The sequence below is a fragment of the Oceanobacillus piezotolerans genome, from assembly GCF_003665065.1.
Taxonomy (GTDB): Bacteria; Bacillota; Bacilli; order Bacillales; family Amphibacillaceae; genus Oceanobacillus; species Oceanobacillus piezotolerans.
In genome coordinates, this window is the sequence record NZ_RCHR01000004.1 from 111,747 (window position 1) to 136,016 (window position 24,270).

28 protein-coding genes, 1 pseudogene and 1 riboswitch are annotated in these 24,270 nt (G+C 37.0%); of the genes and pseudogenes, 9 read left to right on the plus strand and 20 right to left on the minus strand.

Annotated features, from left to right (window positions below):
- Positions 1 to 104: 104 nt before the first annotated feature.
- Together D8M04_RS12170 and D8M04_RS12175 are read left to right on the plus strand one after the other, a co-directional pair.
- Positions 105 to 974, plus strand: a complete 870-nt coding sequence (locus tag D8M04_RS12170) for a proline iminopeptidase-family hydrolase (protein WP_121523357.1) — start codon at positions 105 to 107, stop codon at positions 972 to 974.
- Positions 975 to 1,211: 237 nt separating this feature from the next.
- Complete coding sequence (locus D8M04_RS12175; RefSeq protein ID WP_121523359.1) at positions 1,212 to 1,406, plus strand: YbxH family protein; 195 nt, start codon at positions 1,212 to 1,214, stop codon at positions 1,404 to 1,406.
- A gap of 142 nt (positions 1,407 to 1,548) precedes the next feature.
- Here D8M04_RS12175 and D8M04_RS12180 read toward each other — a convergent pair whose 3' ends face one another.
- The 4 genes from D8M04_RS12180 to D8M04_RS12195 form a co-directional block, all read right to left on the minus strand.
- The gene (locus D8M04_RS12180) at positions 1,549 to 2,076 is read right to left on the minus strand and encodes an ECF transporter S component (protein ID WP_121523361.1); all 528 of its coding nucleotides are present in this window, start codon (positions 2,074 to 2,076) and stop codon (positions 1,549 to 1,551) included.
- A gap of 3 nt (positions 2,077 to 2,079) precedes the next feature.
- Entirely contained in the window at positions 2,080 to 2,526 is a 447-nt protein-coding gene (locus tag D8M04_RS12185; RefSeq protein ID WP_158595120.1) for a DUF4430 domain-containing protein, read from the minus strand.
- Between the two features lie 119 nt (positions 2,527 to 2,645).
- Positions 2,646 to 2,785: riboswitch (cobalamin riboswitch) on the minus strand.
- 71 nt (positions 2,786 to 2,856) lie between these two features.
- On the minus strand, positions 2,857 to 3,393 hold the full coding sequence (locus tag D8M04_RS12190; RefSeq protein WP_121523365.1) for a DUF1572 family protein: 537 nt from the start codon (positions 3,391 to 3,393) through the stop codon (positions 2,857 to 2,859).
- Positions 3,394 to 3,435: 42 nt separating this feature from the next.
- Positions 3,436 to 3,882 (minus strand): AraC family transcriptional regulator, encoded by a 447-nt coding sequence (locus tag D8M04_RS12195; RefSeq protein ID WP_121523367.1) that lies wholly within the window; start codon positions 3,880 to 3,882, stop codon positions 3,436 to 3,438.
- Between the two features lie 295 nt (positions 3,883 to 4,177).
- On the opposite strand from D8M04_RS12195, the gene D8M04_RS12200 reads away from it, so the two are divergent.
- The 3 genes from D8M04_RS12200 to D8M04_RS12210 are packed head-to-tail and all read left to right on the plus strand — an operon-like array spanning position 4,178 to position 5,850.
- Entirely contained in the window at positions 4,178 to 4,501 is a 324-nt protein-coding gene (locus D8M04_RS12200) for a PadR family transcriptional regulator (protein ID WP_121523369.1), read from the plus strand.
- On the plus strand, positions 4,494 to 5,054 hold the full coding sequence (locus D8M04_RS12205) for a DUF1700 domain-containing protein (RefSeq protein WP_121523371.1): 561 nt from the start codon (positions 4,494 to 4,496) through the stop codon (positions 5,052 to 5,054). Before D8M04_RS12200 ends, D8M04_RS12205 begins: the two co-directional genes overlap by 8 nt.
- Positions 5,047 to 5,850, plus strand: a complete 804-nt coding sequence (locus tag D8M04_RS12210; RefSeq protein WP_121523373.1) for a DUF4097 family beta strand repeat-containing protein — start codon at positions 5,047 to 5,049, stop codon at positions 5,848 to 5,850. Before D8M04_RS12205 ends, D8M04_RS12210 begins: the two co-directional genes overlap by 8 nt.
- 39 nt (positions 5,851 to 5,889) lie before the next feature.
- Here the strand turns inward: D8M04_RS12210 and D8M04_RS12215 are convergent, their stop codons facing one another.
- Genes D8M04_RS12215 through D8M04_RS12230 form a run of 4 tightly spaced genes read right to left on the minus strand, consistent with a single transcriptional unit; the run spans position 5,890 to position 10,071 of the window.
- On the minus strand, positions 5,890 to 6,672 hold the full coding sequence (locus tag D8M04_RS12215; protein ID WP_121523375.1) for a PHP domain-containing protein: 783 nt from the start codon (positions 6,670 to 6,672) through the stop codon (positions 5,890 to 5,892).
- A gap of 21 nt (positions 6,673 to 6,693) precedes the next feature.
- Positions 6,694 to 7,512, minus strand: a complete 819-nt coding sequence (locus D8M04_RS12220; RefSeq protein ID WP_121523377.1) for an energy-coupling factor transporter transmembrane component T family protein — start codon at positions 7,510 to 7,512, stop codon at positions 6,694 to 6,696.
- Entirely contained in the window at positions 7,487 to 9,196 is a 1,710-nt protein-coding gene (locus tag D8M04_RS12225; RefSeq protein ID WP_121523379.1) for an ABC transporter ATP-binding protein, read from the minus strand. Before D8M04_RS12225 ends, D8M04_RS12220 begins: the two co-directional genes overlap by 26 nt.
- Positions 9,193 to 10,071: a DUF8171 family membrane protein gene (locus tag D8M04_RS12230; RefSeq protein WP_246001230.1), complete on the minus strand. Its 879-nt coding sequence runs from the start codon at positions 10,069 to 10,071 to the stop codon at positions 9,193 to 9,195. Before D8M04_RS12230 ends, D8M04_RS12225 begins: the two co-directional genes overlap by 4 nt.
- 236 nt (positions 10,072 to 10,307) lie before the next feature.
- On the opposite strand from D8M04_RS12230, the gene D8M04_RS12235 reads away from it, so the two are divergent.
- Complete coding sequence (locus D8M04_RS12235; RefSeq protein ID WP_121523381.1) at positions 10,308 to 11,141, plus strand: MurR/RpiR family transcriptional regulator; 834 nt, start codon at positions 10,308 to 10,310, stop codon at positions 11,139 to 11,141.
- 225 nt (positions 11,142 to 11,366) lie between these two features.
- Here D8M04_RS12235 and D8M04_RS12240 read toward each other — a convergent pair whose 3' ends face one another.
- Positions 11,367 to 12,542 (minus strand): peptidase, encoded by a 1,176-nt coding sequence (locus D8M04_RS12240; protein ID WP_121523383.1) that lies wholly within the window; start codon positions 12,540 to 12,542, stop codon positions 11,367 to 11,369.
- 185 nt (positions 12,543 to 12,727) lie between these two features.
- Positions 12,728 to 13,888 carry an HD-GYP domain-containing protein gene (locus D8M04_RS12245; RefSeq protein ID WP_121523385.1) on the minus strand — a complete coding sequence of 387 codons (1,161 nt, stop codon included), beginning with the start codon at positions 13,886 to 13,888 and terminating at the stop codon, positions 12,728 to 12,730.
- A gap of 316 nt (positions 13,889 to 14,204) precedes the next feature.
- Between D8M04_RS12245 and D8M04_RS12250 the strand changes: the two genes are divergently transcribed.
- Entirely contained in the window at positions 14,205 to 15,761 is a 1,557-nt protein-coding gene (locus D8M04_RS12250) for an ABC-F family ATP-binding cassette domain-containing protein (RefSeq protein ID WP_121523387.1), read from the plus strand.
- Positions 15,762 to 15,800: 39 nt separating this feature from the next.
- On the opposite strand, the gene D8M04_RS12255 is transcribed toward D8M04_RS12250, so the two are convergent.
- Positions 15,801 to 17,057, minus strand: coding sequence for an NAD-dependent epimerase/dehydratase family protein (locus D8M04_RS12255; RefSeq protein ID WP_121523389.1), 1,257 nt, complete (start codon positions 17,055 to 17,057; stop codon positions 15,801 to 15,803).
- A 533-nt stretch (positions 17,058 to 17,590) separates the two neighbouring features.
- On the opposite strand from D8M04_RS12255, the gene D8M04_RS20195 reads away from it, so the two are divergent.
- A complete protein-coding gene (locus tag D8M04_RS20195; RefSeq protein ID WP_187695447.1) occupies positions 17,591 to 17,758 on the plus strand; it encodes a hypothetical protein in 168 nt (55 codons plus the stop codon).
- Positions 17,759 to 18,091: 333 nt separating this feature from the next.
- Here D8M04_RS20195 and D8M04_RS12260 read toward each other — a convergent pair whose 3' ends face one another.
- From D8M04_RS12260 to D8M04_RS12285, 6 genes are all read right to left on the minus strand, one after another.
- On the minus strand, positions 18,092 to 18,547 hold the full coding sequence (locus D8M04_RS12260; protein ID WP_121523391.1) for an NUDIX hydrolase: 456 nt from the start codon (positions 18,545 to 18,547) through the stop codon (positions 18,092 to 18,094).
- A gap of 248 nt (positions 18,548 to 18,795) precedes the next feature.
- On the minus strand, positions 18,796 to 19,596 hold the full coding sequence (locus D8M04_RS12265; protein ID WP_121523393.1) for an alpha/beta fold hydrolase: 801 nt from the start codon (positions 19,594 to 19,596) through the stop codon (positions 18,796 to 18,798).
- Between the two features lie 24 nt (positions 19,597 to 19,620).
- Complete coding sequence (locus D8M04_RS12270; protein ID WP_121523395.1) at positions 19,621 to 20,445, minus strand: GNAT family N-acetyltransferase; 825 nt, start codon at positions 20,443 to 20,445, stop codon at positions 19,621 to 19,623.
- Positions 20,446 to 20,510: 65 nt separating this feature from the next.
- Positions 20,511 to 20,969, minus strand: a complete 459-nt coding sequence (locus D8M04_RS12275) for a GNAT family N-acetyltransferase (RefSeq protein WP_121523397.1) — start codon at positions 20,967 to 20,969, stop codon at positions 20,511 to 20,513.
- Positions 20,966 to 21,397: a YrvL family regulatory protein gene (locus D8M04_RS12280; protein ID WP_121523399.1), complete on the minus strand. Its 432-nt coding sequence runs from the start codon at positions 21,395 to 21,397 to the stop codon at positions 20,966 to 20,968. Before D8M04_RS12280 ends, D8M04_RS12275 begins: the two co-directional genes overlap by 4 nt.
- A gap of 16 nt (positions 21,398 to 21,413) precedes the next feature.
- Positions 21,414 to 21,896 (minus strand): GNAT family N-acetyltransferase, encoded by a 483-nt coding sequence (locus tag D8M04_RS12285; RefSeq protein WP_187695453.1) that lies wholly within the window; start codon positions 21,894 to 21,896, stop codon positions 21,414 to 21,416.
- Between the two features lie 198 nt (positions 21,897 to 22,094).
- Between D8M04_RS12285 and ccoS the strand changes: the two genes are divergently transcribed.
- A complete protein-coding gene (gene ccoS, locus D8M04_RS12290) occupies positions 22,095 to 22,412 on the plus strand; it encodes a cbb3-type cytochrome oxidase assembly protein CcoS (RefSeq protein ID WP_121523403.1) in 318 nt (105 codons plus the stop codon).
- A 118-nt stretch (positions 22,413 to 22,530) separates the two neighbouring features.
- Here the strand turns inward: ccoS and D8M04_RS20435 are convergent, their stop codons facing one another.
- The 3 genes and pseudogenes from D8M04_RS20435 to D8M04_RS12300 all read right to left on the minus strand — a co-directional run bounded on the left by D8M04_RS20435 (position 22,531) and on the right by D8M04_RS12300 (position 24,160).
- Positions 22,531 to 22,833: a DnaJ family domain-containing protein gene (locus tag D8M04_RS20435; protein WP_246001263.1), complete on the minus strand. Its 303-nt coding sequence runs from the start codon at positions 22,831 to 22,833 to the stop codon at positions 22,531 to 22,533.
- A 51-nt stretch (positions 22,834 to 22,884) separates the two neighbouring features.
- A pseudogene (locus D8M04_RS20440) lies at positions 22,885 to 23,424 on the minus strand (GNAT family N-acetyltransferase); the annotation flags it as partial.
- A 79-nt stretch (positions 23,425 to 23,503) separates the two neighbouring features.
- Positions 23,504 to 24,160, minus strand: a complete 657-nt coding sequence (locus tag D8M04_RS12300) for an SIMPL domain-containing protein (RefSeq protein WP_121523407.1) — start codon at positions 24,158 to 24,160, stop codon at positions 23,504 to 23,506.
- Positions 24,161 to 24,270: the final 110 nt, after the last annotated feature.

Below are 24,270 nucleotides of genomic sequence, written 5' to 3' on the forward strand. Positions count from 1 at the left end.
TATAGTTGTTTAAGAACAAACTAAAAATCCATTTGCCCTGTATTTTAGTGGTAGTATAGAATTAAGAAGATACTAATTTAATGAGGAAAGAGGAGAAATCACCAATGTCTATAGAAGAAGGATTTCTTGAAGTTACCGGTGGAAAAGTCTGGTATCAAAAACATGAAGGTATCCATAATAATATACCGGTCATCATTTTACATGGAGGACCAGGTTCCTCACATTACTCACTACAAGGATTAAAAGAACTAGCAGTAGACAGGCCAGTTATTTTCTATGATCAGCTTGGATGCGGAAAATCAGAACGCCCTGCAGATAGGAAACTTTGGAAGATTGATCGATTTGTTGAGGAGTTAAATCAAATTGTAAAGGGGCTTGAGCTAGAAGAGTTTCACTTGCTTGGCCATTCATGGGGAACGACTTTAGCTGCTGCTTATGCACTAAAACATCCATTAGGCATTAAAAGCATTATTTTTTCAAGCCCCTGCTTAAGTGCTCCTCTCTGGGCAAAAGACCAAATGAAGAATCGAGAACAGTTACCAATTGATGTGCAAATTGCCCTTAAAACAGGAGAAAGATTTGGCACAACGGAAACAGATGAATATAAAAAGGCTACTGAGGTTTTTAACAAGCATTTTGTATGCAGACTGGATAAGTTGCCTGCATTCTTAAAGGACGGCGCTAAATATAAAAATAGAGAAATTTATAACCTTATGTGGGGACCATCAGAGTTTTATGTAACGGGAAATTTAAAGGATTATGATTGCACGGGAGAATTGAAGAACATTACTGTCCCAACATTATTTACTTGCGGGCGCTATGATGAAGCAACACCAGAATCGACCGAGTATTATAGTACCTTAACAACAAATAGCAAATTTCATGTATTTGAAAACAGCGCACATATGCCATACATAGAAGAAGCAGACGCTTACATGAATGTAATGAAAGATTTCCTTAGTACCATAAGATAAATATCGATAAAAATATAAGACGCCTATACAAAGTATAGACGTCTTTTCGAAATTTGTGGCGAAAAACCATGTGTTCACATTCACATGTATTGCATGTTTCTCGACTTACACAAATCAGCTCATCGCTAGGTAATCATAGCATATCTGATTCCAAAAAGCTATAAGAAAATAATAGGAATCTTTCTTGGTTGTATCCAATCAAACTGTAAATACTAAGTTAAAAAAGGAGATGTTATGATGGGCGCGATTGAACGGGCTGAATTTCGTTTTGAACCAGAATATAGTGTGATACAGCAGAATGGTGCTATACATGTGTACAAAAATGGGGAATTTGTAGAGGAAGTAAAATTCTCTTTTTCAGGTGAATCACCAAATTTGGAGGAACTTGAGAAAATCGTAAATGAATATTGTGAAGATCACGATATCGACTAGAGACCGAACCATGATTTATCTAAAACATAGTTAAAGAAAAAACCGAACCTGATTCCATTTCGAATTAGTTCGGTTTTTTCCTAATTATACGCTTCTTGTTTTGTAGCCTTTAGAGCGTTCCGTTCTATCACACTCACATAAATTATAGAACTCTCATCTTCTCATTATTCAATGGAAAGCGATTGGCTGCATATTTTTTAAACAGTCTGGCCAATATCGGATAGAGAATAAACATCAGAACAGCATTCCCAATAGCATGCATATTATCAAAAGGAAGACCAGCTAGATAATATGGCCAGAAATGACCTGCAACTTGATAAGAAACTAAAGAAATCATGAATCCATAAAAGTATCCACAAAGGGCGGCATAAATGGCTAATGCCCATGTAGGAAGATGATGGAATTTCTTAGCCAATACCCCACTAAGAATCCCAATTATTCCCCATGAAAGGGCCTGCCAAATTGACCAAATTCCCATTCCTAATAAAACATTGGATAAAAAGGTAATAATAAACGCCATAATGAATGCTGAAAGTGGGCCAAGAAATATCCCACCGATAATAATAATATCTGTAACTGGTTGAATGTTTGGCAAATAAGTAAAAATAATTCTACCACCGACAGCCAGTGCAGAGAGCAAAGCAATTATGGTTAGTTTATAAATGTGCATGAGTTATTCCCATGCCTGTAGATCAAACACAACACTGTCATCTGCTTGTAGCTCATATTCACCAGCACCCACATTTGGCATTTCATCATTTACAAAGTACATCCAAGCACGCTGCTCTCCTTCTTCTGGAGCAATTCCATTGATAGAAGTGATAAACCCAGCGTCATGCTCTACATCAAAGTTCTCTTCCATTACATCCAAAAGAATAGCCCCTTCTTCCGTGGTAACTTCTTCTTCTGTAATGATTTCTTCACCGTCATTTTCAGAAATCGTTACGGAAACCGTTATCTCCGCATCTTCTGCTGCAGTTTCAGATTCCGCTTGATCCGTTACTGTAGCATCATCATTCGCGCTATCTGTCTCTTCCGTATTTTCTTCCCCAGCACCACAACCTGCTAGTAGTGCCACTAACCCAATGATAACCATCATACGGATTGTCCACTTTCTCATCTTAATCACCCTGTCTTTTCTAATTTTTGTAAAATAAAAAAACATCTCTACCTACAAGAGATGCAATACAAGTATTATTTCGGAATAACACCGAAACACCTTCCTATCCTCGTAGGTATAATGGTGTACAGTCTTAGGGAGGTGTGTGCCTGGCTTAAGATAGCGTGAAAACTATCTATCACAGTGGCGGGACCGCATTGGAATTGAACCAAATTTCCCTCTCAAACAATAGGATTGTTCCTAAGTCTGTTCATCATATGTAATTAGATACCATTATAATGCAAATTCCGCAAAAAGGGAACAAATTAATTAATCTACTGTCAATACAGCTTATTTTTTATGTTTTTGCTGCATATATTGTAAATATTCTACTGACTCTCCTTTTGTAATACTTAGGGTTTTCCACTCCTTTCCCTTTATTTGCTTTCCAATGTAAACCATTTGCCCTATATGATAAGCATAATGGGCCATCTGTCTCTCTATCGCATCTATTACCGTATGATCTTCACTGCGAATTTGAATAATCCTTAGCATATCCTCTCCTCTTAAATCACTTAGGGTGTTGAAAAGTATACTCCAGCCCTGTTCCCAAATAATTTCTAGGTCTTGTTTGGAGAATATGTTATTCTTAAATTCCCCGTCACGATTCCTATAAGGTTTCTCTCCATCCGAAGTCAAAAAATCAGTCCATCTTGATCTCATATTTCCACTTAGATGTTGAATAATAATGGCAATACTATTACATTCATCATTTAAGCTCCAATGTAAGTCCTCTTTTGATAATTGGCTTATCGTCCTATCACCAAGCTTTTTAACATCTTTAAATCTTTCTTGAACAACTTTTAAATACTCATTTTCAAAAGTCACTTCTATCCCCCCATTACTCTGTTAAAGCTAATCAAACCCTCACTATCTTACTGGTACACATATTTCACAATAGTGGTTGTTAACCATATCAACAGTGTATCTCTCCATAATTGGCCTATTATCGATTTGATATCCATTGTTTCTTAAGAGGGGGAAAATGTCAGCATATGCTTTTTGCATGTCCTCTTCTGTATGTTTTACTTGGATGATAAGGTGCTTGCCACCATAGAGTTCCCCTTCACAAACAGTATCATCTATTGTATTATCCTTAGAAAGGATAATACAAGCATCAAACCTGCATTCTTCTGGGGGCGTGTCCTCAGGGTTATCTTGCGGAATTGCAAGCAGGATTGAAGTTTGGAGTAGATTTTTTTCCCTAGCCCATCCTTTTAACTTCTCCATTACTTCTTTATTTGCAGGACCATAGGGACCCACTCTTCGTATGTAAGCGATACGATAGTTTGGAATTATTTCTGCTTTAAACTTCATTTACTTCCTTCCTTTCAGTCTAATATTATTTATTACCGTTCAAATGTATCATGATTTAAAATGATTTACCTCCCTATATTTTAAATTTTCTTACATTTTTAAAATAATAATTCCAAGATTCTAATCACAGCAGCTAAAGCACAGCCCCAAACCTTTTAAATACGAATGAACAATTTACAATAAAATTTAATTTAGTACCTTGCATTGACCAGTACTATATGATATTCTCAATATGGTTATAATTAAAATACAGTACTGTGTAATAAACAATAGTGAATCGAGGTGTTTCATCCCATTGAATGTACAATTTAAAAAAGGCGTTCTAGAGCTTTGTGTCCTTGTCCTGCTTGAGAAACAAGATCGATATGGATATGAACTTGTCCAGAATATCTCTGACCAAATCGACATTTCCGAAGGTTCGGTATATCCATTGTTGAGGAGGTTAACAAAAGAAGGATACTTTACAACATACTTAAAAGAATCAACCGAGGGACCACCAAGGAAGTACTATGCATTAACTGCTGATGGCAGGACATATCTTTATGCGTTATTAGAAGAATGGAAAGTATTTTCCAATGGCGTCAATCAAATTATAAAGGAAGGTGTACAGAATGACTAAGGAACAATTCTTATCGAAGTTACGGACATCATTGAGAAAACTTCCAGCAAACGAGATAGAAGATATCATACAGGATTTTGAAGAGCATTTTTCGATTGGATTTGAAAACGGAAAGACAGAGGAAGAGATTTCAGCTTCACTGGGAAATCCACAGCAAATAGCCAAGGAATTAGTAGCCGCCCATCATGTTGAACAAGTAGAGTCTACCACTACAACAAGCAATATTCTCCGGGCTGTATGGGCAGTAATTGGTTTAGGTTTTTTCAATTTAATTATTGTGTTAGGACCCTTTCTTGTCTTAGCTTCACTAGTGCTTGCCGGATGGATTGTGAGTGTAGCGTTCACTCTAGCTCTAATTCCATATCTGATCAATGTGCTTATCCACCCATCTATATTTGATTTCTATGAGTTATTCTTTGCTATTGGACTTTCAGGTGCCGGACTATTTATCGGAATTGGTATGGTCTACGCAACTCGTGGATTCACACATGGACTCATTCGTTACCTTAATTACAATATACGCGTTGTGAAAGGCGGACTGAAGCATGGATAAAACGAAAAAGCTTTCCATTATAGCACTTACTTTATTAATAATCGGTATTGTTGGCGGACTTCTAACTTATCCACAAATGAAGGAAGCTGAACCTATTCATGAAGAAGTATTAATAGAGGATGAAAACTTCCACTCGATAGAAGTTGCGGCGGAAAGTGCCGAGGTAATCCTTGTCCCGACAAATGATCCATATACAACAGTTCAGTACACGGCAAGTTCTCATAATGGGATAGATTACAGCTTTGATGTTGATGTAGAAAATGAAACACTTAAAGTAGTATCGGAAGAAGAACAGCTTCAGTTCGTACAGTTTGACTTTTTACACACCATTCAACAGATCACCATTTCCCTTCCCGAAAAAACGTATGAATCGGTCATAGTTGATGTGATAAACGGAAATGTGCAAGTAGAGGATATGGACATAAAAGACGCCCAGGTAGAGACGGTAAATGGAAAATTAGACTTAGCAGATTTGAAGACTTCCAATATTTCCGTTTTTTCAACGAATGGATCGATTAATCTTGATGGAATTGAAGGCGATCTACAAGGAGAAACGATCAATGGCAGTATTAACGTAAAAGCAGAACATCTTGATCAAAACATCCAGCTTGAAAATGTGCATGGAAGTATTGAGATTGAAACAAATGAGGAACCTACCAATGCAACGATTAGTGCAGATGTTGTTCTAGGGAGAGTCGAGATATTTGGTAATTCCAAAGAAACAATCGTGTTTGGGGATGGACAACATAAAGTAAATCTATCTTCCGTAAACGGGAAAATTATTGTTAAAGATTAAAAAAAGATGAGGAGCTAGCTGCTCCTCATTTTTCTATGTTTAAGAGGCATAAATTGTCGCATAACCTTCTTGATTGATGGTATTTTTGATTAATTTCTTTACAAGAGTAGCAGATTTCACCTTCAAATGCAGATTAGGAGAGATCACTGTGTGATATCCTCCATTCGTAATCATCCTTTTTAGCTCATCGACATCATTGCAATTCGTTTCAAAGGTGTTGTAAATACAACCGTATTGCAAGAATTGATGGGTATCACTTCCACCTACAATCGGAAGCTCCAAGCTTTCCGCGAACGAGGTGAGCTTTTCAACATAAGCTTCGTTAGAATATGAATACAAATCCTTGCCATTTAAATCAAGTGCGTCAAGACGCTTGAGCTGTTCCTTATCAATATGATGAAGTGGGGTACTTTCACGGAATGGGTGGGCGCCAATCCGCAATACATTGTACTCGTCTGCGATATCCATCAGATCTGCAAATTGGATAAAATGTTCTTTTTCTGTATGGGAATCGAGTCTATTGCGAATAGCGAGAATTTCATTCTTATCCCCAATGATCAAAATATGACCGACTTCCTTTACATCTACTTCCATACCTGGAAACAGTTTTAACCCTTCCACATTATAATAGCCATCTACATAGGCATAGTGCTCATCTAAATAGTCATAGATATCCTGAAACTTTCGTGTATTAAAATGTTCTGTCATCGCTAATGCGTCTAACCCCGCATCACTAGCTTCCTTTACCATTTCGCTAAAATATTCTGGCATAAACATCGAGTTTTTTGATATTTTTACATGACTGTGAAAATCTATTTTCATATTGTCCTCCCTTTTCTCTCTCTAGTACATTCTTGCGATCATAAAAACAAACGTCATATATAGTATAGAAAAAGCTAAAAAGCCATAATCTCTCCACTCTATTTTAAGATGCTGCAATTTAATTGCTTTCACCTTTGGATGGTTAAAAGCGTATAAGCTTCCTCTTGTTTCCAATGCTTCTACCGTTGTCCTCGACCGTTTCGCTGTACTTAGAAGAAGAGGGTAGAAAGACAGCATCGCTATTTTTACAAAATATATGATACTTCGATAATAAAAGATCCCATGCTTTTCTGGTGCCTTCCCTCGTAAACGGAAAGATAAAAATACATGATGATATTCTTCTATTAAACTAGGAAGCATGCGGTAACCATAGGCAATACTGAACGAAACCTGACCAGGCAAACCTATTTTTAGTAAACCGTCACTTAACTTCTCTGGATCCATGGAACAAAAGACGGTGATACTCGCTAAAGAAATAATAGATACCTTTATCGTCAACAGAATGAGTGGCATCATAACGGTTAAATCTCCGCCAAACAGAAAGGATACGATTAGTAAGTAGCCACCCTGCCCTAACAATCCAAGACATAGAATAAAGATGATTAAAGGACTCACCCTAGCCATTATCGTGGTCACTATCATAAAGAGAAGCATCCCTGCTAATAGGATTTCATCATGAATGAACCAAGGCACTAACCCGAAAAATAGATACCAAATAAACATGGTTCTCGGGTCCAGCCTAGCTAAGAAAGTATTCCCATTTCCATATGCCGTGTTTAATAGCTCTATTTTAACCTGTTCAACAGATAGCTTATCAAACAGTTTGCGTGCGTAATCCATGTTCATCCCTCTCTCTTACTTTCCGGTAGGCAGCTACAAAATCATCTACCGAATACTGAAGCTCCATTCCAAGCATACGGCTCAATTCTAAGATTTGCGGAGCCTTAAGTCCTGCTAACTCTAGCAATTTATGATTAAAAAAGACGGACTCTCGATTCCCATCATGGATGATTTCCCCGTCCTTCATTACGATAATTCGATTTGCCCACTCCGCTACAAGCTGCATATCATGGGTCGCAATCACAACCGCCTCTACTTGTTCCTTTAATGAATGAATCAATTTAGTAATATGCTTTCTCGTTGCAATATCTAAATTCGCTGTTGGCTCATCTAGTAGAATGATGGATGGATTCATCGCAACACCGATTGCTAGGGAAGCCCGGCGCTGCTGACCACCACTCATCAGCCTTGAATCGCGATCTTGTAAATCTGTTAACTCAAACTGAGCTAAGATAGAATCAACTTGTCTTTCATAGTTCTCTACTTTTCTAGCCTTTAGGAAAAACTCTACATCTTTCCGCACATTATCCTCAATAAACATTTCCTCTGGATTTTGGTAAATATATGTCACCAAATCAGCAAATCTTTCCGGTGGATAATCCCTAGTATCTAATCCTTTTACGTTAACCTTCCCTTTCTCAGGCTTTACTAGTCCAGTCATTAGTCGCATCAACGAGGATTTCCCTGCACCATTATTCCCTACTAAGGCAATACGGTCACCTTTCTGAAGCGTCACATGAAGTCCCTTCAATATCTTTTTCTTCTTGCGATTAATCGTTTTATAAGAAAAATGCACATCTTCAAAGGTTACTAGCGATTCCGTCTCTATCTTCATCTCTTGAGAAACAGCACTCCCTTTCTCCTCATGGACGGTGAAATGCTGAATCCCCTCTTGCAGCTTAATCGGCAACGTGTCTTCAGGGTTTAAATGATAGGCTGCCTGTGTTACTTGTGGTGGATATATCTGCTTAGAGTACAGCTCTTCCACTGCAACAAGCGCTTCTCGTACTGGCCGCTTCCAAACTACTTCTCCGTCATGCATAAGTACAGCTTGGTCGCAATATTCTGCTATAAACTCTGTATGATGCTCAATCACAATGATTGTCACACCGTCTCGTTCATTTAACACTTTTAATACTTCATAAATTTCTTCGGCATGTTGTGGATCAAGCTGTGCGACTGGCTCATCAATGATTAATATGTTGGGTTCTAAAGCAATCGCACCTGCCAGTGCTAGCAAGTGCTTTTGTCCACCACTTAATTGCCAAATAAACTCATCCTCATGACCGACAAAGCCAACCCTCATTAATGCTCTCTTTCCTCTTTCTTTGTAATCACTTAACCCATAATTCAATGGTGCAAAGCTAGCATCTTCTAACACACGAGGGCGGACGAGCTGATTTTCGAAATCCTGATATACATAGCCAACCTGATGTGAGAGCTCTGCCACTTTATGCTCCGAGGTTTCTAGGCCATTTACCGTCACTTTCCCTGAAAAATCCCCAACATAATAATGGGGGATTAAGCCATTGAGCAGCTTACAGAGAGTGGATTTCCCACTCCCGTTGCTGCCCATAATGGCGATAAATTCCCCTTCTTCAATTGTTAGTGAAACATCCTTCAATACTGGTTTTTCTGCACCTGGATATTGAAAGGTAACATTCTCGATGGAAATTAGCGTCATCTTGCTATCCTTTCTTCTGGCTCCATTTGTTGTTTATTTTTTCTGTTTAAAATCCATGTAATCGTGATGATAGCGATAAGTGCTGCAACTCCCATACTTCCCCAGATAAGTAGATTTTGATTTTCTTCGGCAAATGCCAATTCCCATTCAAAGTTAAAATCTGTTTCTGATAAGAATTCAAAGAAGAAGGCAGCAGATGCTAATACAACAGCTGATAATAAAAGCTTTGGAGTAACAATATCACCTGTATCATATTGCATATTATTATCCCTTGGCTTCATTCCAAGTAAAGGTTCAATTTTCCCATATAGTCTTGGTACGAGATAAAGAGTAGGTAATAAAGCAAATAAAATACCAGAGAAGAAAATATCATTTAGGAAATAGAAACCTTCAATAACTACAACACTCTCCGCAAGGCCTGGAACAGCTTCCAACTCTTCTACCCCAATCCAAACCTTTCCGATGTCAACCATCATACTAATAAACTGGTGAACAACCACCGCTGTCATTGCCGCAATTCCGACTTGCATTTTATTTTTCGGATTACGAACTAATGAACCAGCAATGTAAATGGCTAATGAGAAGGCAATGAACTTTTCCAGTTCACCAAAGCCGCCAAATTGACCTAGCATAATCTCCCCAAAAATAACCTCACCTAAGGATGCACCAATCGCAGCATATAAAGGATGAAATAGAATTGCTAATGTAATAGGTATGAATGCAAAATACTCAATAGAAAACTCCAAAGGTCCTAAATAAAACTCAGGAACCAATTCCGTAATCATGTTAGATAAACCATAGAGCGACATCGATAGGATAAAGACCATCATTTTCTGTGACCGAGTTAACTTGTACCTTTCTTTCAACTGGCTCAAAGATAAAACCTCCCTTTATTTGTTAACTTCATCATATAATAGAAGTATTAAGATAATATAAGTATTAAGTTAATAATGTGTAAAAAAATAATCATTAATCTCACTTATGTAAAAAAAATTACATCTAATGCTCGTTTTATACAAATACCCTATGTTAGGATAAACCTATAAAGTGAAACTTCAGCAGGGGACTTAAAGCCAGATAACCTGCAATAATAATATAGGGGGCATATACGATGATAGAATTTAAATGGAATACGGAGAACATGTCACCAAACCAATATAAAATGGCTGATTATATTAAGAAAAATCTGCGAGCCGTCCTACTCTCTACCGAGCAGGAGATAGCAAATGCCTTAAATATCAGTATTGCCTCCGTATCTAGATTTTGGCGTTCCGTAGGCTTCAAGAACTTTAAGGATTTTAAAGCTTATGCAAGAACACAGCTAGAGCCTTCTCCTGCAGGGAAAATGGAGAACATTATTAATCAGGTTGAGGAGCAGGAACTGCAATATCACAGTCTCAAGGTTTCCATTAACCATTTGCAAAAGACGATGGAGCACTTTTCCAAAGAAGCATTCCAACAAGCAGTTCATGTCATTACAGGTTCAAAGAAAACGTATATTTATGGACAAGGTCCCTCAACCGGACTTTGCGAACTCTTTTATTTTCGGCTCGCACGTGCTGGTCTGGAGCTGCGCAGATTGGTGAAAGGCGGAAGTGAACTTTTGGAAGACTTGCTGCATTTAACAAAGGATGATGTAGTCGTTATATTTGGATTCGGTCGCATTCTTCCAGAAGAGAAGGTTATATTCGATTATTCTGAAGAAATTGGCTATAAAACGATTGTCATTACAGATCAATTGGTGTCCGACTTTTCCGATCGGGCGGATATATGTTTATTTGCAAGCAGAGGGGAAATGTGGGAATTTCATTCGATGGTCGCACCAACCTTTATGATTGAAAACCTGATCATAGCGATAGGGATGCACAACAAGGATGAAAACCTGGAACGACTTGAAAAATTAAGTGATCTGCGTAAAAAATATAATCATGATTTACCCAGATAAGTGAAGAAATACTCAAGTTTATCGTTTATTAGCTATAGTTTAAAAGATTTTGATTACGTTCACCTATACAGATCCATCGGATAGAAAAAAGTCTGTTATCATAGCTGATGACAGACTGCTCTATTTAAGAAAAAATGGCATTAACAATTTTATTAACATGAATCTCCGTGGTATCTAATGAGAAATAATTAGGTCTTATCTAAAAAACAATAATATACCGCTCGGCTATTGTACCCGGGCCCTAAACTTTAAATAAACAAGTAATCCAATCATCAACAATGACTGCCCAAGGAATACGATGGCATCCCAAAATGCCGCACTATTTATAGGTGCTAAAAGGTTTGGAATGGATATGGAAAATGCATAAATGGCTTGCGGAAGAAAATATCCTATGAAAATGGTAAAAGTAAGAACCAATCCAAACAGATAGAAAATACTGTACAGGCGAATTACTTTAGCTTCCCCTTCAAATGCTTCTGTTGTGTTTTCCGTTTTAATAAATGGAAGCCATTTACTGAGATATTGCTTCCCACTTTCCATTAAGTTATAGCAGCTTGTTACATTCTCAAATACGTAATATAAGTCTGTTTTCATAAAAAAGCAGCATTGGTACATTGTTTTGATTACAATGTCTAGAACTACAAGGGCAGCAATACTGTTAACAATTGGGGCTGACTCCGGGAAAAGCAATTGTATACTCAAAGCAGCGAACAGCATAACTTGATCAAAGCTCATTCCACCAAGGTAAAGCATATTTCTTTTTTTGGGGGATAGTTTCCAAGCTGGTGATAAGTCAGTTTCAAACACCACGAATAGTAGTCGGTGTCCAATATTCATGTTTGCTGGTAAATCATAGGAACGAATTGCAAATGCATGCCCAAATTCATGAATCATTATTAAAATAAGAGTAATAGCCATATACGTTATCAAACTAAGGGTAATGGAATCAAATATAAATAAGTCCTGATAATTTGGCAGTAGCCCAGGATTTGATAGAAAGTAAAGTATATTAATACATAAAATAGCGAAATAAAGCTTTGTCGTTATTCTATTAAAAAAGAACCTTCCCATCCATGATGGTATCCATGTAAAACCACTTGGAGATTGATTCTTTTTTGTCAAAGAAACTTCTTCCCCATCTACTTCTTTAACGAGCCCTAATTCTAAGAGCTGTCCTGCAAAATCAATTATATCTACTTCCTCTGCAGGATACTTTTGCTTTAAATCCTTTTCTATTTTTTCTAGTGACTCACCATTATTAATGAGATGAATTGCATCAATACATATTTCTGGCATCTCGAAATATTCACCTGAGAGGGGTTCCTCTACAATATAATGCTTTTTATCTTTACGGATGGTTAGAGGATATAAAGTGAGTTGAGATTTAATGGAAAGATTCATAATAGTTCCTCCTAGATGGATTTGAAAAAGGATGCTAGATTTGTAGCATCCTTTTTTAAATAGTTTTTCTAAGTAAAGATTCTTTTTAATAAGTATTAACGAATCCAGCCGCACCACCAGCAAGTTACTTTAATTTTATTTAACTTTCGGATTTTCATTAAGATCACCTCCTTTAACCTGTCACCCTAATTATTAGTAGAATTGTATTGATTATGATAAGTAACCCAGTTAGGAAAAACTTCTAAAAAGGCATCCACTAACTTCGGATCAAATTGACTCCCTCGCCCTTCCATTATTCGTCTTTTCGCTTCCTCTAGTGGTAATGCTGCTCTATATGATCTTGAGGATGTCATCGCATCAAATGCATCTGCTAATGCGGTAGCTCTCGCAAGAAAAGGAGTCTCTTCTCCTTTTAATCCATCCGGATAGCCTTTTCCATCCCAGCGTTCATGATGGTGTCTAATTACACTAATATTATCCGCTATTCCTTCTACTTGTTGTACGGCTTTTGCTCCAACAGCTGGGTGTGTTTTAATAATTTCCATCTCTTCATCTGTTAATCTACCTGGCTTGGTTAGGATGGAATCTGGAATATTAATTTTTCCTATATCATGAAGTAAACATGCATGATAGAAGGACTTTAATTCATCTTCTTTATAGCGCCCAGTATATTTAGCTAGGATTCTTGCGTATTCAGCAACCCTCTCACTATGCCCGCGTGTATATGGATCTTTTAATTCTAGGGTAGCAATAATACCTTTTACAATACCCTCTATTTGTTTATCATATGATGTTTTAACAGCATCTACATAGCTTATGAATCGACTTAGGATGAGAAAAGCTATCATTCCAAGCACTATCACCATATACGCTGGGAATATAACTGCTGAATCCTGAATAAAGAGCCCAATAATAAGATATTTAACAATTGTCCCTAATGACACCAGATAGAAGAATCGATTATTTACAAAAATAGGAGAAAACATAACTATTGCTACTTCAACAATGTTTCCACTACTGTAAGGAAAACTACTTCCCCAATAAAACCAGACATCGTTAATTATATTGATTAGTGTATAAGTAATAAATAATATGTATTTTATTAGGTATGGTTTATGAGATTTCATTAACCATATAAAGATAGGAACAAGCCCTATCATTACAATATACATCCAATAATATTCTCCACCCGGCAACCATGTATTTAAGCTCCATGGGAACTTTGGTAGTATATAATAAAAAGCAATGTCATACCCAAAATAAATAACATAAAACAACCATAAAAACCAAACAGTAGTCCTTTTTTCCTGATCAATTAAAATCTGAGATCTATTAATTTGCTGCATCATATACTCCTTCTAATGAACTATCAATATATAATTCTACATAATTTTACCTATTTCTTCAACGTCAATCAGAGCATTTACCGAATCTTTAGATGAATTTAAGAAATAAGTTATAGAATCTTTACCTTTTTGTCGAATATTGTTCATCTTTTTAAGTATACTCCTTTGGAAAAACCTTAACTAGCCTTTATAGGTTTTATTTATATTTAACTTCTACTTATAATAATTGTGTCATTAGAAAAAAAAGAGACCATTACTAGGTGTTTTACTTTATAATGATTAAGAATGTAATTTTAAAGGAAAAGGTGTTTAATCCATGAGTTTATTAACCGTGAAAAATTTAAGTCACGGATTTGGAGATCGGGCGATTTTCAATGATGTGTCTTTTCGATTATTGCAAGGTGAACATATTGGGCTTATTGGGGCAAATGGAGAAGGTAAGTCCACGTTTATGAATATCATTACAGGAAAACTTGAACCAGATGCCGGGAATATCACTTGGTCCAAAAATGTGCGAGTCGGTTATTTGGATCAGCATGCTGTATTAAATCAGGGGATGACCATTCTCGATGTTCTGCGTACTGCGTTTCAGTATTTATTTGATATAGAATCAGAAATGAATAGCCTGTTCGCGAAAATGGGGGAAGCTGACCCTGAAGAATTAGAGAAGTTACTCGAAGAAACTGGGCGCATGCAGGATATGCTGACGAACAGTGATTTTTATACCATTGATGCAAAGGCAGAGGAAGTGGCCAATGGACTTGGTTTAAATGAATTTGGTTTAGACCGTGATGTTCATGATCTAAGTGGAGGGCAGCGGACAAAAGTTCTGCTCGCAAAGCTTTTATTAGAAAAACCAGAAATCCTTCTGCTAGATGAGCCGACTAACTACCTTGATGTGGAGCATATTGAGTGGCTTAAACATTATTTGCTCAACTATGACCATGCATTTATTCTTATTTCACACGATATCCCATTTCTAAATAGTGTTGTTAATTTGATTTACCATATGGAAAACCAGGAGTTGTCACGCTATCCAGGAGATTATAATGAATTCCTCCGTGTTTATGAGATGAAGAAACAACAGAAAGAGGCTGCTTATAAAAAACAACAAAAGGAAATTGCCAGCCTAAAAGACTTTGTAGCGAGAAACAAAGCCAATGCTGCTACTAGTAGAATGGCAATGTCCCGCCAGAAGAAATTGGATAAGATGGATGTTATTGAACTAGATGCAGAAAAGCCAAAGCCATCGTTTGATTTCAAGCCAGCAAGAACACCAGGGAAATATCTCTTTGAAACAAAGGATCTTGTCATCGGTTACGAGGAACCATTATCCAGGCCACTTAACCTTTCCATGGAGCGCGGACAGAAAATTGCCTTATATGGTGCGAATGGAATTGGAAAAACAACATTGCTTCGAAGCATTCTAGGTGAAATCCCATCCGTCTCAGGATCCGTCCAGCTTGGAGAGCATCTTCATATTGGATATTTTGAACAAGAAATCAAAGTCACTAATTCGAAAACCTGTATCGAAGAAGTATGGGATGAATTTCCTCATTTTACACAATATGAAGTTCGCGCAGCGCTAGCAAAATGTGGACTAACAACAAAACATATTGAGAGTAAAGTACAAGTATTAAGTGGAGGGGAAAAGGCAAAAGTTCGATTATGTAAGCTGATGAACAAAGAAACAAACATACTTGTACTGGACGAGCCGACCAACCACTTGGATCATGATGCAAAAGTGGAGCTAAAACGTGCATTGGATGAATATAAAGGCAGTGTCCTTTTAATCTCTCATGAGCCAGATTTTTATGAAGGTATAGTTACAGACATTTGGAACTGTGAAGATTGGACCACTAAAGTATTTTAATAGAAGAAAAGAACTTGGCCGTGCCAAGTTCTTTTCTTCTTATTTAGCTAGCTCTGGTTGAGCATTGTTTTTCACTTGTTCAGGAACACCTGGTTTTTGTTCTTTGGTCCAAGTACTTGTTGCAGGTATTTTCGCATGATCAGCACGATGGGCATATTTCTCTGCCACCTTCGTTACTTCTTGTAATAATCCCTCGTCTAATGTAATAGGTTTTAAACCTTTTGAGAGGAAGAGATCATTTTTAACATGCAATTCATTTTCCGCCGCTTCTTTACGTGGATTGTCAACATTAGCAACCTCAGCGCCGGTTAATTTACTTATTAAATTAGCCAAATCTCTTACACGATGTGTTTCCGTCATTTGGTTAAAAATCATCACTTTATCTCCGTGTATTGGTGCATTTTCAATTGCTAGTTCAATACAACGTACTGTGTCTTGGATATTGATAAAAGCACGTGTTTGACCACCAGTTCCATGCACCGTAATTGGGTGGCCAACTGCTGCTTGCATTAAGAAACGATTTAATACTGTACCATAGTCCCCATCATAATCAAAACGGTTAATTAAACGTTCATCCATTTTCGTTTCTTTCGTGTTCGTTCCCCATACAATCCCTTGGTGCAGGTCCGTGATTCTTAGGCCGTCATTCTTGTTGTAGTATTGGAATAATAATTGGTCTTGTGATTTTGTCATATGGTAGACAGAACCAGGATTGGTCGGATAAAGAATTTGTTGCTGTATTCTTTCTCCTTCTTCTGTTTTCACTTCAACATCTAGGTAGCCCTCAGGAATCTTCATCCCAGCTGTACCATAGCCATAGACACCCATTGTTCCTAAGTGCACAAGGTGAATATCAAGACCTGAATCTATCATGGCACACAACACATTATTGGTTGCATTCATATTATTGTTTACTGTATAACGTTTATTTTTGGAAGACTTCATCGAATAAGGAGCGGATCGCTGCTCGGCAAAGTGGACAATAACATCTGGCTGCTCGTCCATAATGACTTGAAGGAACAACTCATAATCCTGGGCAATGTTAATATTATGGAAGCCAATTCTATTACCGGAAACTTCTTCCCAAGCGCTTAGTCTAGTCCCCATCGGTTGAATCGGAGTTAATGATGATGCTTCCAATTCATTATCAATGTTACGACGGGATAAATTATCAATGATGACAACATCGTGCCCTAAGTTGGATAAATGAAGGCTTGTTGGCCATCCACAGAAACCATCTCCACCTAGAACCAATATTTTCTTGTTTGTAGTAAGATTATTCGCTTCTAAATTCAATGTATACCATCCTTTAACTATTATTTTTTATAAGAGATAAGCTTTCTTGGAATACGCAAGTATGATATTGCTATTACTCTATAAATATAATAAGAACATTCTTATCATACCATGAATTTTGAGATTTATATAATAAAGTGAGACTTCACCAAGTGAGGTGCTTCTTTCCTCCCTACTGAGTGTTAGTTCAATGAATCGGATGTTCGACCAGGATCACTCCCCCACTCATTATTGCTGTATTCCCCAAATTCTTCTAGTTTAGGCACTTAGCCAACTACCCTCGATAAAGTTATATAACTTCTTTTTACACTTATATTCCATTGTATCTTTTTTTAATAGAGAATGGCTATAAATTCCAAAAAATACATCAAACCTTTACATTACCTCCATTTATTCCTGTGGTTCTGCATAAAATTATTCTAAACTATGCTATATTCTCATCCTTTAACTACAGATTTGATAAGGATTTCACTTTATATGAATGTTTTTACATTTATGGTGAAAACTACAGAAAGTATAAAGGAGGATGAAGAATGAGTCGTGGAAAGAGCTTTAATCATAAGGAAAAAGGACATCCTGGTAACTTCCCAAATCAACCTAGAGTAGAGGGAAAGGAACATAGCCGTCAAGTAGAGCAGATAGAAGATATCGCAACACATGAAGCATTTAAAAATCGTCCAAAAAAAGATGAAATGCCTTAAGTGACACTTCACTCAGTGGGGGATTTTCTTTCTTTCTCTACTGAGTGTTAGCACCATACCTACACTTCTTTATTCTACTAGAATTCTTCTTGTTAGGGGCTTAGCCAGTTAAATGAGATAAAGTTAGACTGCAGCTGGTTACAAAATAAATAACCTTGTATCACTTTTTGGTGAAACAGGGTTATTTCCTTTTTTTGCTATTCTATCCCTACCGCTTTATTAAAATGATGAACTGTTTCTTTAGAAATAGCGTGGAATTAATTGTGAGGATTTTTATGAAGGAGGCTTTTATAGCGCTTTTTTTACTAAGTTATCAGGAGAGCCTCTAGCCTCCTATTTTGCTAAGCTTAGAAAATCATTTAACATGATCCTATGGGTCTTAACAATATTATCCGGCATATCCTCAGGATAAAAAAACTGAAGCTCCATAGACTCTGATGAATCCATTCTTATTTCTCCTGAAAATTCATTCGTATAATAACAAATGGAAACAGAATAGTATTCATCACCATTTGCAGCAACAGAAAAATACTGTGGTCCTGAATAAACGTTAAGTAATTGAAGATGATCCATTATTAATCCAGTCTCTTCGTATACTTCTCTTTTTGCAACTTCCTCTGTTGATTCTCCGAGCTCCATCAAGCCACCAGGAATCCCCCAAGCCCCTTTCGGATGTGTGCGCTGCTGTAATAAAATTCTCCCCTTTTCATCCAGAATAATGGCAACTGCACCTGGAAGGATAACCGGTCTATGACCTACTAGTTTTCGTAAATCTTCAATATAACCCATGATAACGCTCCTTGTTTCTATTAAGTAATTCGTGTAAGACTGTTTTTAATTTAGGTAACCATCACTTTTTCCGTGCTTTCCCGATCATTTTACTAATCTCTAAATATGATCCAAATCAATCTAGGAAGACTAATTACCAACTCAAAAATATCAAAAAGTCCTTCTGCTATCTTTCCGCGTTTCTTCTTTCCTTGCTCTTTAGCCATTACAGGTCACCTCTCACTATGATATTTCCCCCTTATACGGATTTACTTAGTGAAAGGTTCCATTTCCTCCATCAGCTTGCTATCGTTTGTTAAACCAGTTTCCAATATCCACGCTTCAACCATTACATTAAATAATTCTGGCTTTGCTAAAGGAATACCATGCCCAATATTAGAAATAATGACGCCAAAGCAATTGGTATTAGCTTCTACAATGTCTTTTGCAGATTTTATCATGATGGCCTTTTCCTTAGCACCAACTGTAACTAAGATTTTACTCTTAGCTTCACTGAACTCCTTAGGAATTTCAAACGACATATTCTCTTCCAAGACTCTTAATAAGGCAGCCTGTTTTATATTTTTGCTCTCTTCATAATAAGTCTTAAAATGTTCTTCTCCTATATATAAGGACTTAGCTTGCAGGCGCGCAAAACTCTTATATTTTATAAGCGGAAAGGCGAGCTTAATGGAAGGGCGCAGCCATTTTTTCATAGAAGCCATAGGTCTGACAAGCGCGCTATTAATGACTGCATAATGGATTAAATCGGGTTTCATACTTAGAATTTGAATCAGCACTTGTGCACCTAAGGAGAACCCAATCACAGTCACTGGCTTTCCACTTGCTTTATCTTCAATTAAATTAATAATTGCCTCTGCACTATTATATATAGAAAAAGGCACACTTTCCTGATGAAGTCCATGTTCTGGCAAATCTGGTACAACACAATGATAACGGGAAAAATAGGGGATCTGTTTATCCCACATCCACCCGCTTACTCCTCCACCATGTAAAAATATCATTAAAGGACCCTGTTTATCCCCATATTCTCTATAATAAATCGACAAGAAATTCTCCCCCGTATTCATTTTTTAATTCCAAAGATAATAATCCTGAGCTTGCATAACTTCGAAACCACAGGATTTATATAATCTCAGTGCGTGATCGTTTTTCGCCTCTACCTCCAAATATACATCATAGCCCTTTGTATACTCTTGGTTGACGATGTTCATTAGCGCTTTTCTTCCATAACCATGACCTTGACTGGAAGGATAAATTGCAAAACCATAAATCCATGCTTCCCCATCCTGATATGCCACACGAATCTTCCCTACCGCTTTATCCTCGCGGACAATGATATAAAAGTTATGCCCTTCTTCCTCTCGCAGTCTGTAATTATATTCTTGTGCTTCTTTTTCTGAAAAGCCAAAACACAATACATCTAGCTCTACTTCAAGATTAAAATCTATTTCTGTTATAGAATGACGGATGGTAATTACGTCGCTTTTGGTAAGAGGAATCGGCGTCCACTTCATTTGATATTCAGTCATGTCATACGAACATGAAAGCCGTTGAATGAGTCCTCTTGCAGATGTGGAGTGGGCTGGAGCATTTAGCAGAATTTTTTTATAGCCTGCTGACACAGTTGCTTTGATTGCTTTATTTAACAGTTTGGAGAAGATACCTTGCCGGCGATAATCAGGGTGCACCATTCCGCATATTTCTGCTTTGTTGCCAAAATGGTATATTCCTAAATACGCAATAAGTTCACCGTTCGTATATTGAAGGTAATCAAGGCTCTCCTTTTCCTTTCTATTATGGAGCATATCCCAGTTCAGTTTTAACTTTATATTTTCCTTCTTTTCACAGATTTCTTGTAATATTTCAATCTTCAATAGTTCATCCTTGGTTAACACCGATAATCGCTCCTTAATCTACCGTTTGTCCTATGTAAAATAACTGCTAGCTAATTTATTGTATCTTACAACTTCATCCCCAACCGAATCATATCCCTGCATACTATCCCATTTTCTACAATCTCTTCTTGATAATGCTTAGAAAAATAATCAAACTCTACACTCATGATACGAAATCCGCATTTTTGATAGAAAGCTAGTTGATTTACACTAGAATTGCCCGTTCCCACTTCTAGGCACTTATAGCCTTGATTGGCGGCGTTCCGGATAGCGTCATAAATCAAAGTTTTTCCTATCCCACTGCCCTGATGAGTCTCTCTTACAGCGATATTCATTATTTCTATCTTCTCACTATCTTTTGGAAGAAGAACATATACGCCTAGAATCTCATTAGATTTCTTATACAAATAGCATTGACCCTTTGTAATATAGTTTTCAACTCGTTCTCTTGATGGGTCCGCAGTTAATAATAGTTCTAGAGGAAGATAGTCAGTGGGTATCCATTTTTCAATCATTAAATTCACACCTTTATCTTGTTAACTTTCTCATCCAGTAAAGAGTCAGCCACAGCTATAATCAATGCTAAAATAACCTCTGTCATTACAATAATAGTAATCCCTGGCATTATTTCATCAAGCGTAAATAGAACAACCCATGCAATGATGGTATTTATTCCAATCATGACGGTGTTTTTATTTTTAAATCGCGAGGCAACAACGATAGAAATACCCTTTGAAAATAACTCTGTGAATATACTAATTACAAAATAGATAACAATAAACCATGTGAGCGTTTCAATAGATTCATATCGTACATTAAAGATTTCAAAGAACCCTATCATGCCAAAGTAATAAGCTCCAAATATGATAGCCAGAACAACCAGGATAAACAATGCGAATAAGAGCATAGCCAGTGACTTACCTATAGGACCCAAGCCATTTTTGTTCTTCATATGTACACCATTTTCATCATATTTTCAAGCTTTCCTTTACATCTAATTTCATTTCAATAGTATGTAGAATATGCCCTCCAAAATCTTCTTCATATTCTTTCACAAATTCAAAGCCTTTCGCTTCATAGAACCTCATTCCTATCAGGTTATTCTTTTCCACATTAAGTCGTATCTCTTTCACATTATTTAACTGCTCTACTCCCACACTTAAAAAAGCAGAACCTATTCCCATCCCTTGATACTCTGGGTAAATATAAATAGCACCAAGAATAACGATACCATCCTCTGATACATTTGAATAATTTGCAAAACCCACCACTTGATCATCTGTTTCAGCAACAAAAACGGTAGTACGCTTTAATCTTTTTTTCAAATTTCTTGAGTTATATGCTTCCTTTAAAAAATTATTTTGAACTTCAAGAGGAATAATCCCCTCATATGTAGCGTTCCAGCTTATCTCTGCAACTCTTCTGACTTGTGTGATATCTTTTTTTGTCATTTTCCGAATATGATACACGTTAACTCACCTTCCCGATGTCATCCAATTCTGCCAGTTTGTAACATTATAACAAAAATAACATTTATAGTAACATCAAATTTTAAACTGTATGCTGTATACCATACTTTTCTCCCCTTAAACACACAAATACTGCAGAGTTAATATACTGCTTTAAGTGTGAAAGGAGGAAATGCCTATATGCGTAATTATATTACCTTTCTCATGTTAGGATTAGCGGCGTTTTTCGTGATAACATTTCTAGTCATCTTTATTGCCTCAACGATTTCGAATCAAGTAGATGATACAGAAAGACAAACAGAAGAAGAAGAAGAAGAAAACACGGAGGAAAACAGTGACGAAAGTAACGAAGAAGAGAGTAACTCAAAGGATAAAGATAATGAAGAAGCAGAAAATTATAATCATGAAGAGAAGACGTTCTATTTGGGAATAAATTCAGCGAACTATAGAACCGAGGAATTATATGCAGCCGGTCAATTATTGGAGACCCTGAGGTAGGAGAGCATTCTTTAGGGATATAGGTTGGCAATATGCCATTGAGCAGCAACATGCAATATCTATCGAATCCTTTTACAATGGAGATGAAGAATTATCTTTGGTCGGAATAGGGCTATCCCTATTCCACCATCTTATTTTTCTGAAGTGAAGTTGGACAAGCATAATTATAATCCTTTATTTTTTTATTTATTTCCTTTAATTTTCGACGCCTTTGACTTCCTTGTACATGCTTTATTTCTTCTTTCAGCTGCTCAATCTCTTTGGACAATTTAACCCAATTAGGGAGCACATGGTTATCTTTCATCGTTTTATACAGCTGCTTCTCACCGGAATTTGCTAAGTACTCTTGTTCTAGCTTGAGCGGCTTTCCTTTACCTGGGAGAAAATCAAATTGTCCATCTTTTTCTGCTTTCTTAACCATTTCTGTCAAATGATCGTGATATTGCAGCTTCTCCTCTATCTCATATTCTTTTTTCCATTCTGGTTTTAAAAGTGATTGTACGATTGCGTCATGGGAGGCATAACTTTGATGCAAATAACCTCTTAGAATCCCTTCTTTTTTAAACCCTATTTTACTCAGCAATTGATTAGAAGCATGATTCTCTGGATAGGTTATGGCTCCCACTCGAAACAGCCCTAAATGTCCAAAAGCATAGTCCAGTACTTCCTGTACGGCCTCGGTTGTTAATCTTTGGCGCCAGTAAGATGGATGAAGCTCGTAGCTTATATCTGCTTTTTTGCTCCAGATACTAAGGTTATTCAAGCCAACTGTACCGATCAAAAGGTCCTTTTCCTTTAATATTAACCCCCAACGTATACACCTTCTCTGTTTGTATAGTTGTCTGAGATTCTCCACTAATTCTCTTGCCTCACTCCTGTACACCATATTATCTTTTCCATAGTATAGCGTAACTTCTTTTCTCGATAGAATATCATATAATGCTTCTTCATGTTGATGGCTTATCTCAACAAGTTGAAGCCGATTTGTTTCCAGTACAGGAAATCGCTCCACTTTATGTCCCCTTTCCTTTATTAAATAAATGGGTACTCTTCTTTCTGTTGATATTCTAGTTTTTTTATTCAAAATCCTCTTAATACCTGAGAATCGTTTCTACTTGAGCATTAATCGTTAATTGGCCAGGCTCAATAGGTGTAGCACTTCCCGCTGCAACAGCAAACGTTTTAAAAGCAATTGGCGCTTCCATTTGTTCATTAATTTTAATTGGGGATTCATCAAGTGGGAGATTCATATGTTTAGCAATTGTTTGGGCTTTCTCCAAAGCATTGTCCAGAGCAATTGTGAGTGCTTGCTGATAATAAATATTCTCCTCTTTCACTGTAAATCGGATATCCGATACCCGATTAGCTCCATTACGTACGGCCGTATCAATAACATTACCTGTCTCTTCGATATGATCTGCAATCACCGTAATCTGATTGAAAACCTCATACCCTCTTAACACTTGCCTCCCTTCTACAAAATCATAAACTGGCGTCACTGTGAAAGTTGTTGTCTGTATATTTTCTGACGGTAGGCCCAATGCTTGAAGTGATTGAGCCACCCTAGTCATTGTAGCAGCATTCTCTTCTTGCGCCTGGCTCAGTGACTTGTCTTCCGTCAACACACCAAGCCTTATCGTTGCAATATCTGGTTTAACCTGAACGATACCATTTCCAATCACTTTGATTGTTCGATTACGATTCATTTGTCTCTGCTGATTTATAGGGTAATAACCATAAGGATACATCTAACCCCCCCTTTAGAATTGTGGTTTATAGATTCATATGCGTGGGGATCTGAAATGATTATTGTGAATAGTGATATTAATTCGGGGAGCATTGCTGGATGGTTCATTTT

Excerpts from the sequence above, each read along its gene's own strand:
- D8M04_RS12170 (WP_121523357.1), top strand. The coding sequence starts at position 105 with ATGTCTATAGAAGAAGGATTTCTTGAAGTTACCGGTGGAAAAGTCTGG.
- D8M04_RS12175 (WP_121523359.1), top strand. The coding sequence starts at position 1,212 with ATGGGCGCGATTGAACGGGCTGAATTTCGTTTTGAACCAGAATATAGT.
- D8M04_RS12180 (WP_121523361.1), bottom strand. The coding sequence starts at position 2,076 with ATGCACATTTATAAACTAACCATAATTGCTTTGCTCTCTGCACTGGCT.
- D8M04_RS12185 (WP_158595120.1), bottom strand. The coding sequence starts at position 2,526 with ATGAGAAAGTGGACAATCCGTATGATGGTTATCATTGGGTTAGTGGCA.
- D8M04_RS12195 (WP_121523367.1), bottom strand. The coding sequence starts at position 3,882 with ATGAAGTTTAAAGCAGAAATAATTCCAAACTATCGTATCGCTTACATA.
- D8M04_RS12205 (WP_121523371.1), top strand. The coding sequence starts at position 4,494 with ATGACTAAGGAACAATTCTTATCGAAGTTACGGACATCATTGAGAAAA.
- D8M04_RS12210 (WP_121523373.1), top strand. The coding sequence starts at position 5,047 with ATGGATAAAACGAAAAAGCTTTCCATTATAGCACTTACTTTATTAATA.
- D8M04_RS12215 (WP_121523375.1), bottom strand. The coding sequence starts at position 6,672 with ATGAAAATAGATTTTCACAGTCATGTAAAAATATCAAAAAACTCGATG.
- D8M04_RS12220 (WP_121523377.1), bottom strand. The coding sequence starts at position 7,512 with ATGGATTACGCACGCAAACTGTTTGATAAGCTATCTGTTGAACAGGTT.
- D8M04_RS12225 (WP_121523379.1), bottom strand. The coding sequence starts at position 9,196 with ATGACGCTAATTTCCATCGAGAATGTTACCTTTCAATATCCAGGTGCA.
- D8M04_RS12235 (WP_121523381.1), top strand. The coding sequence starts at position 10,308 with ATGATAGAATTTAAATGGAATACGGAGAACATGTCACCAAACCAATAT.
- D8M04_RS12240 (WP_121523383.1), bottom strand. The coding sequence starts at position 12,542 with ATGAATCTTTCCATTAAATCTCAACTCACTTTATATCCTCTAACCATC.
- D8M04_RS12245 (WP_121523385.1), bottom strand. The coding sequence starts at position 13,888 with ATGCAGCAAATTAATAGATCTCAGATTTTAATTGATCAGGAAAAAAGG.
- D8M04_RS12250 (WP_121523387.1), top strand. The coding sequence starts at position 14,205 with ATGAGTTTATTAACCGTGAAAAATTTAAGTCACGGATTTGGAGATCGG.
- D8M04_RS20195 (WP_187695447.1), top strand. The coding sequence starts at position 17,591 with ATGAGTCGTGGAAAGAGCTTTAATCATAAGGAAAAAGGACATCCTGGT.
- D8M04_RS12260 (WP_121523391.1), bottom strand. The coding sequence starts at position 18,547 with ATGGGTTATATTGAAGATTTACGAAAACTAGTAGGTCATAGACCGGTT.
- D8M04_RS12280 (WP_121523399.1), bottom strand. The coding sequence starts at position 21,397 with ATGAAGAACAAAAATGGCTTGGGTCCTATAGGTAAGTCACTGGCTATG.
- D8M04_RS12285 (WP_187695453.1), bottom strand. The coding sequence starts at position 21,896 with ATGACAAAAAAAGATATCACACAAGTCAGAAGAGTTGCAGAGATAAGC.
- ccoS (WP_121523403.1), top strand. The coding sequence starts at position 22,095 with ATGCGTAATTATATTACCTTTCTCATGTTAGGATTAGCGGCGTTTTTC.
- D8M04_RS20435 (WP_246001263.1), bottom strand. The coding sequence starts at position 22,833 with ATGGTTAAGAAAGCAGAAAAAGATGGACAATTTGATTTTCTCCCAGGT.
- D8M04_RS12300 (WP_121523407.1), bottom strand. The coding sequence starts at position 24,160 with ATGTATCCTTATGGTTATTACCCTATAAATCAGCAGAGACAAATGAAT.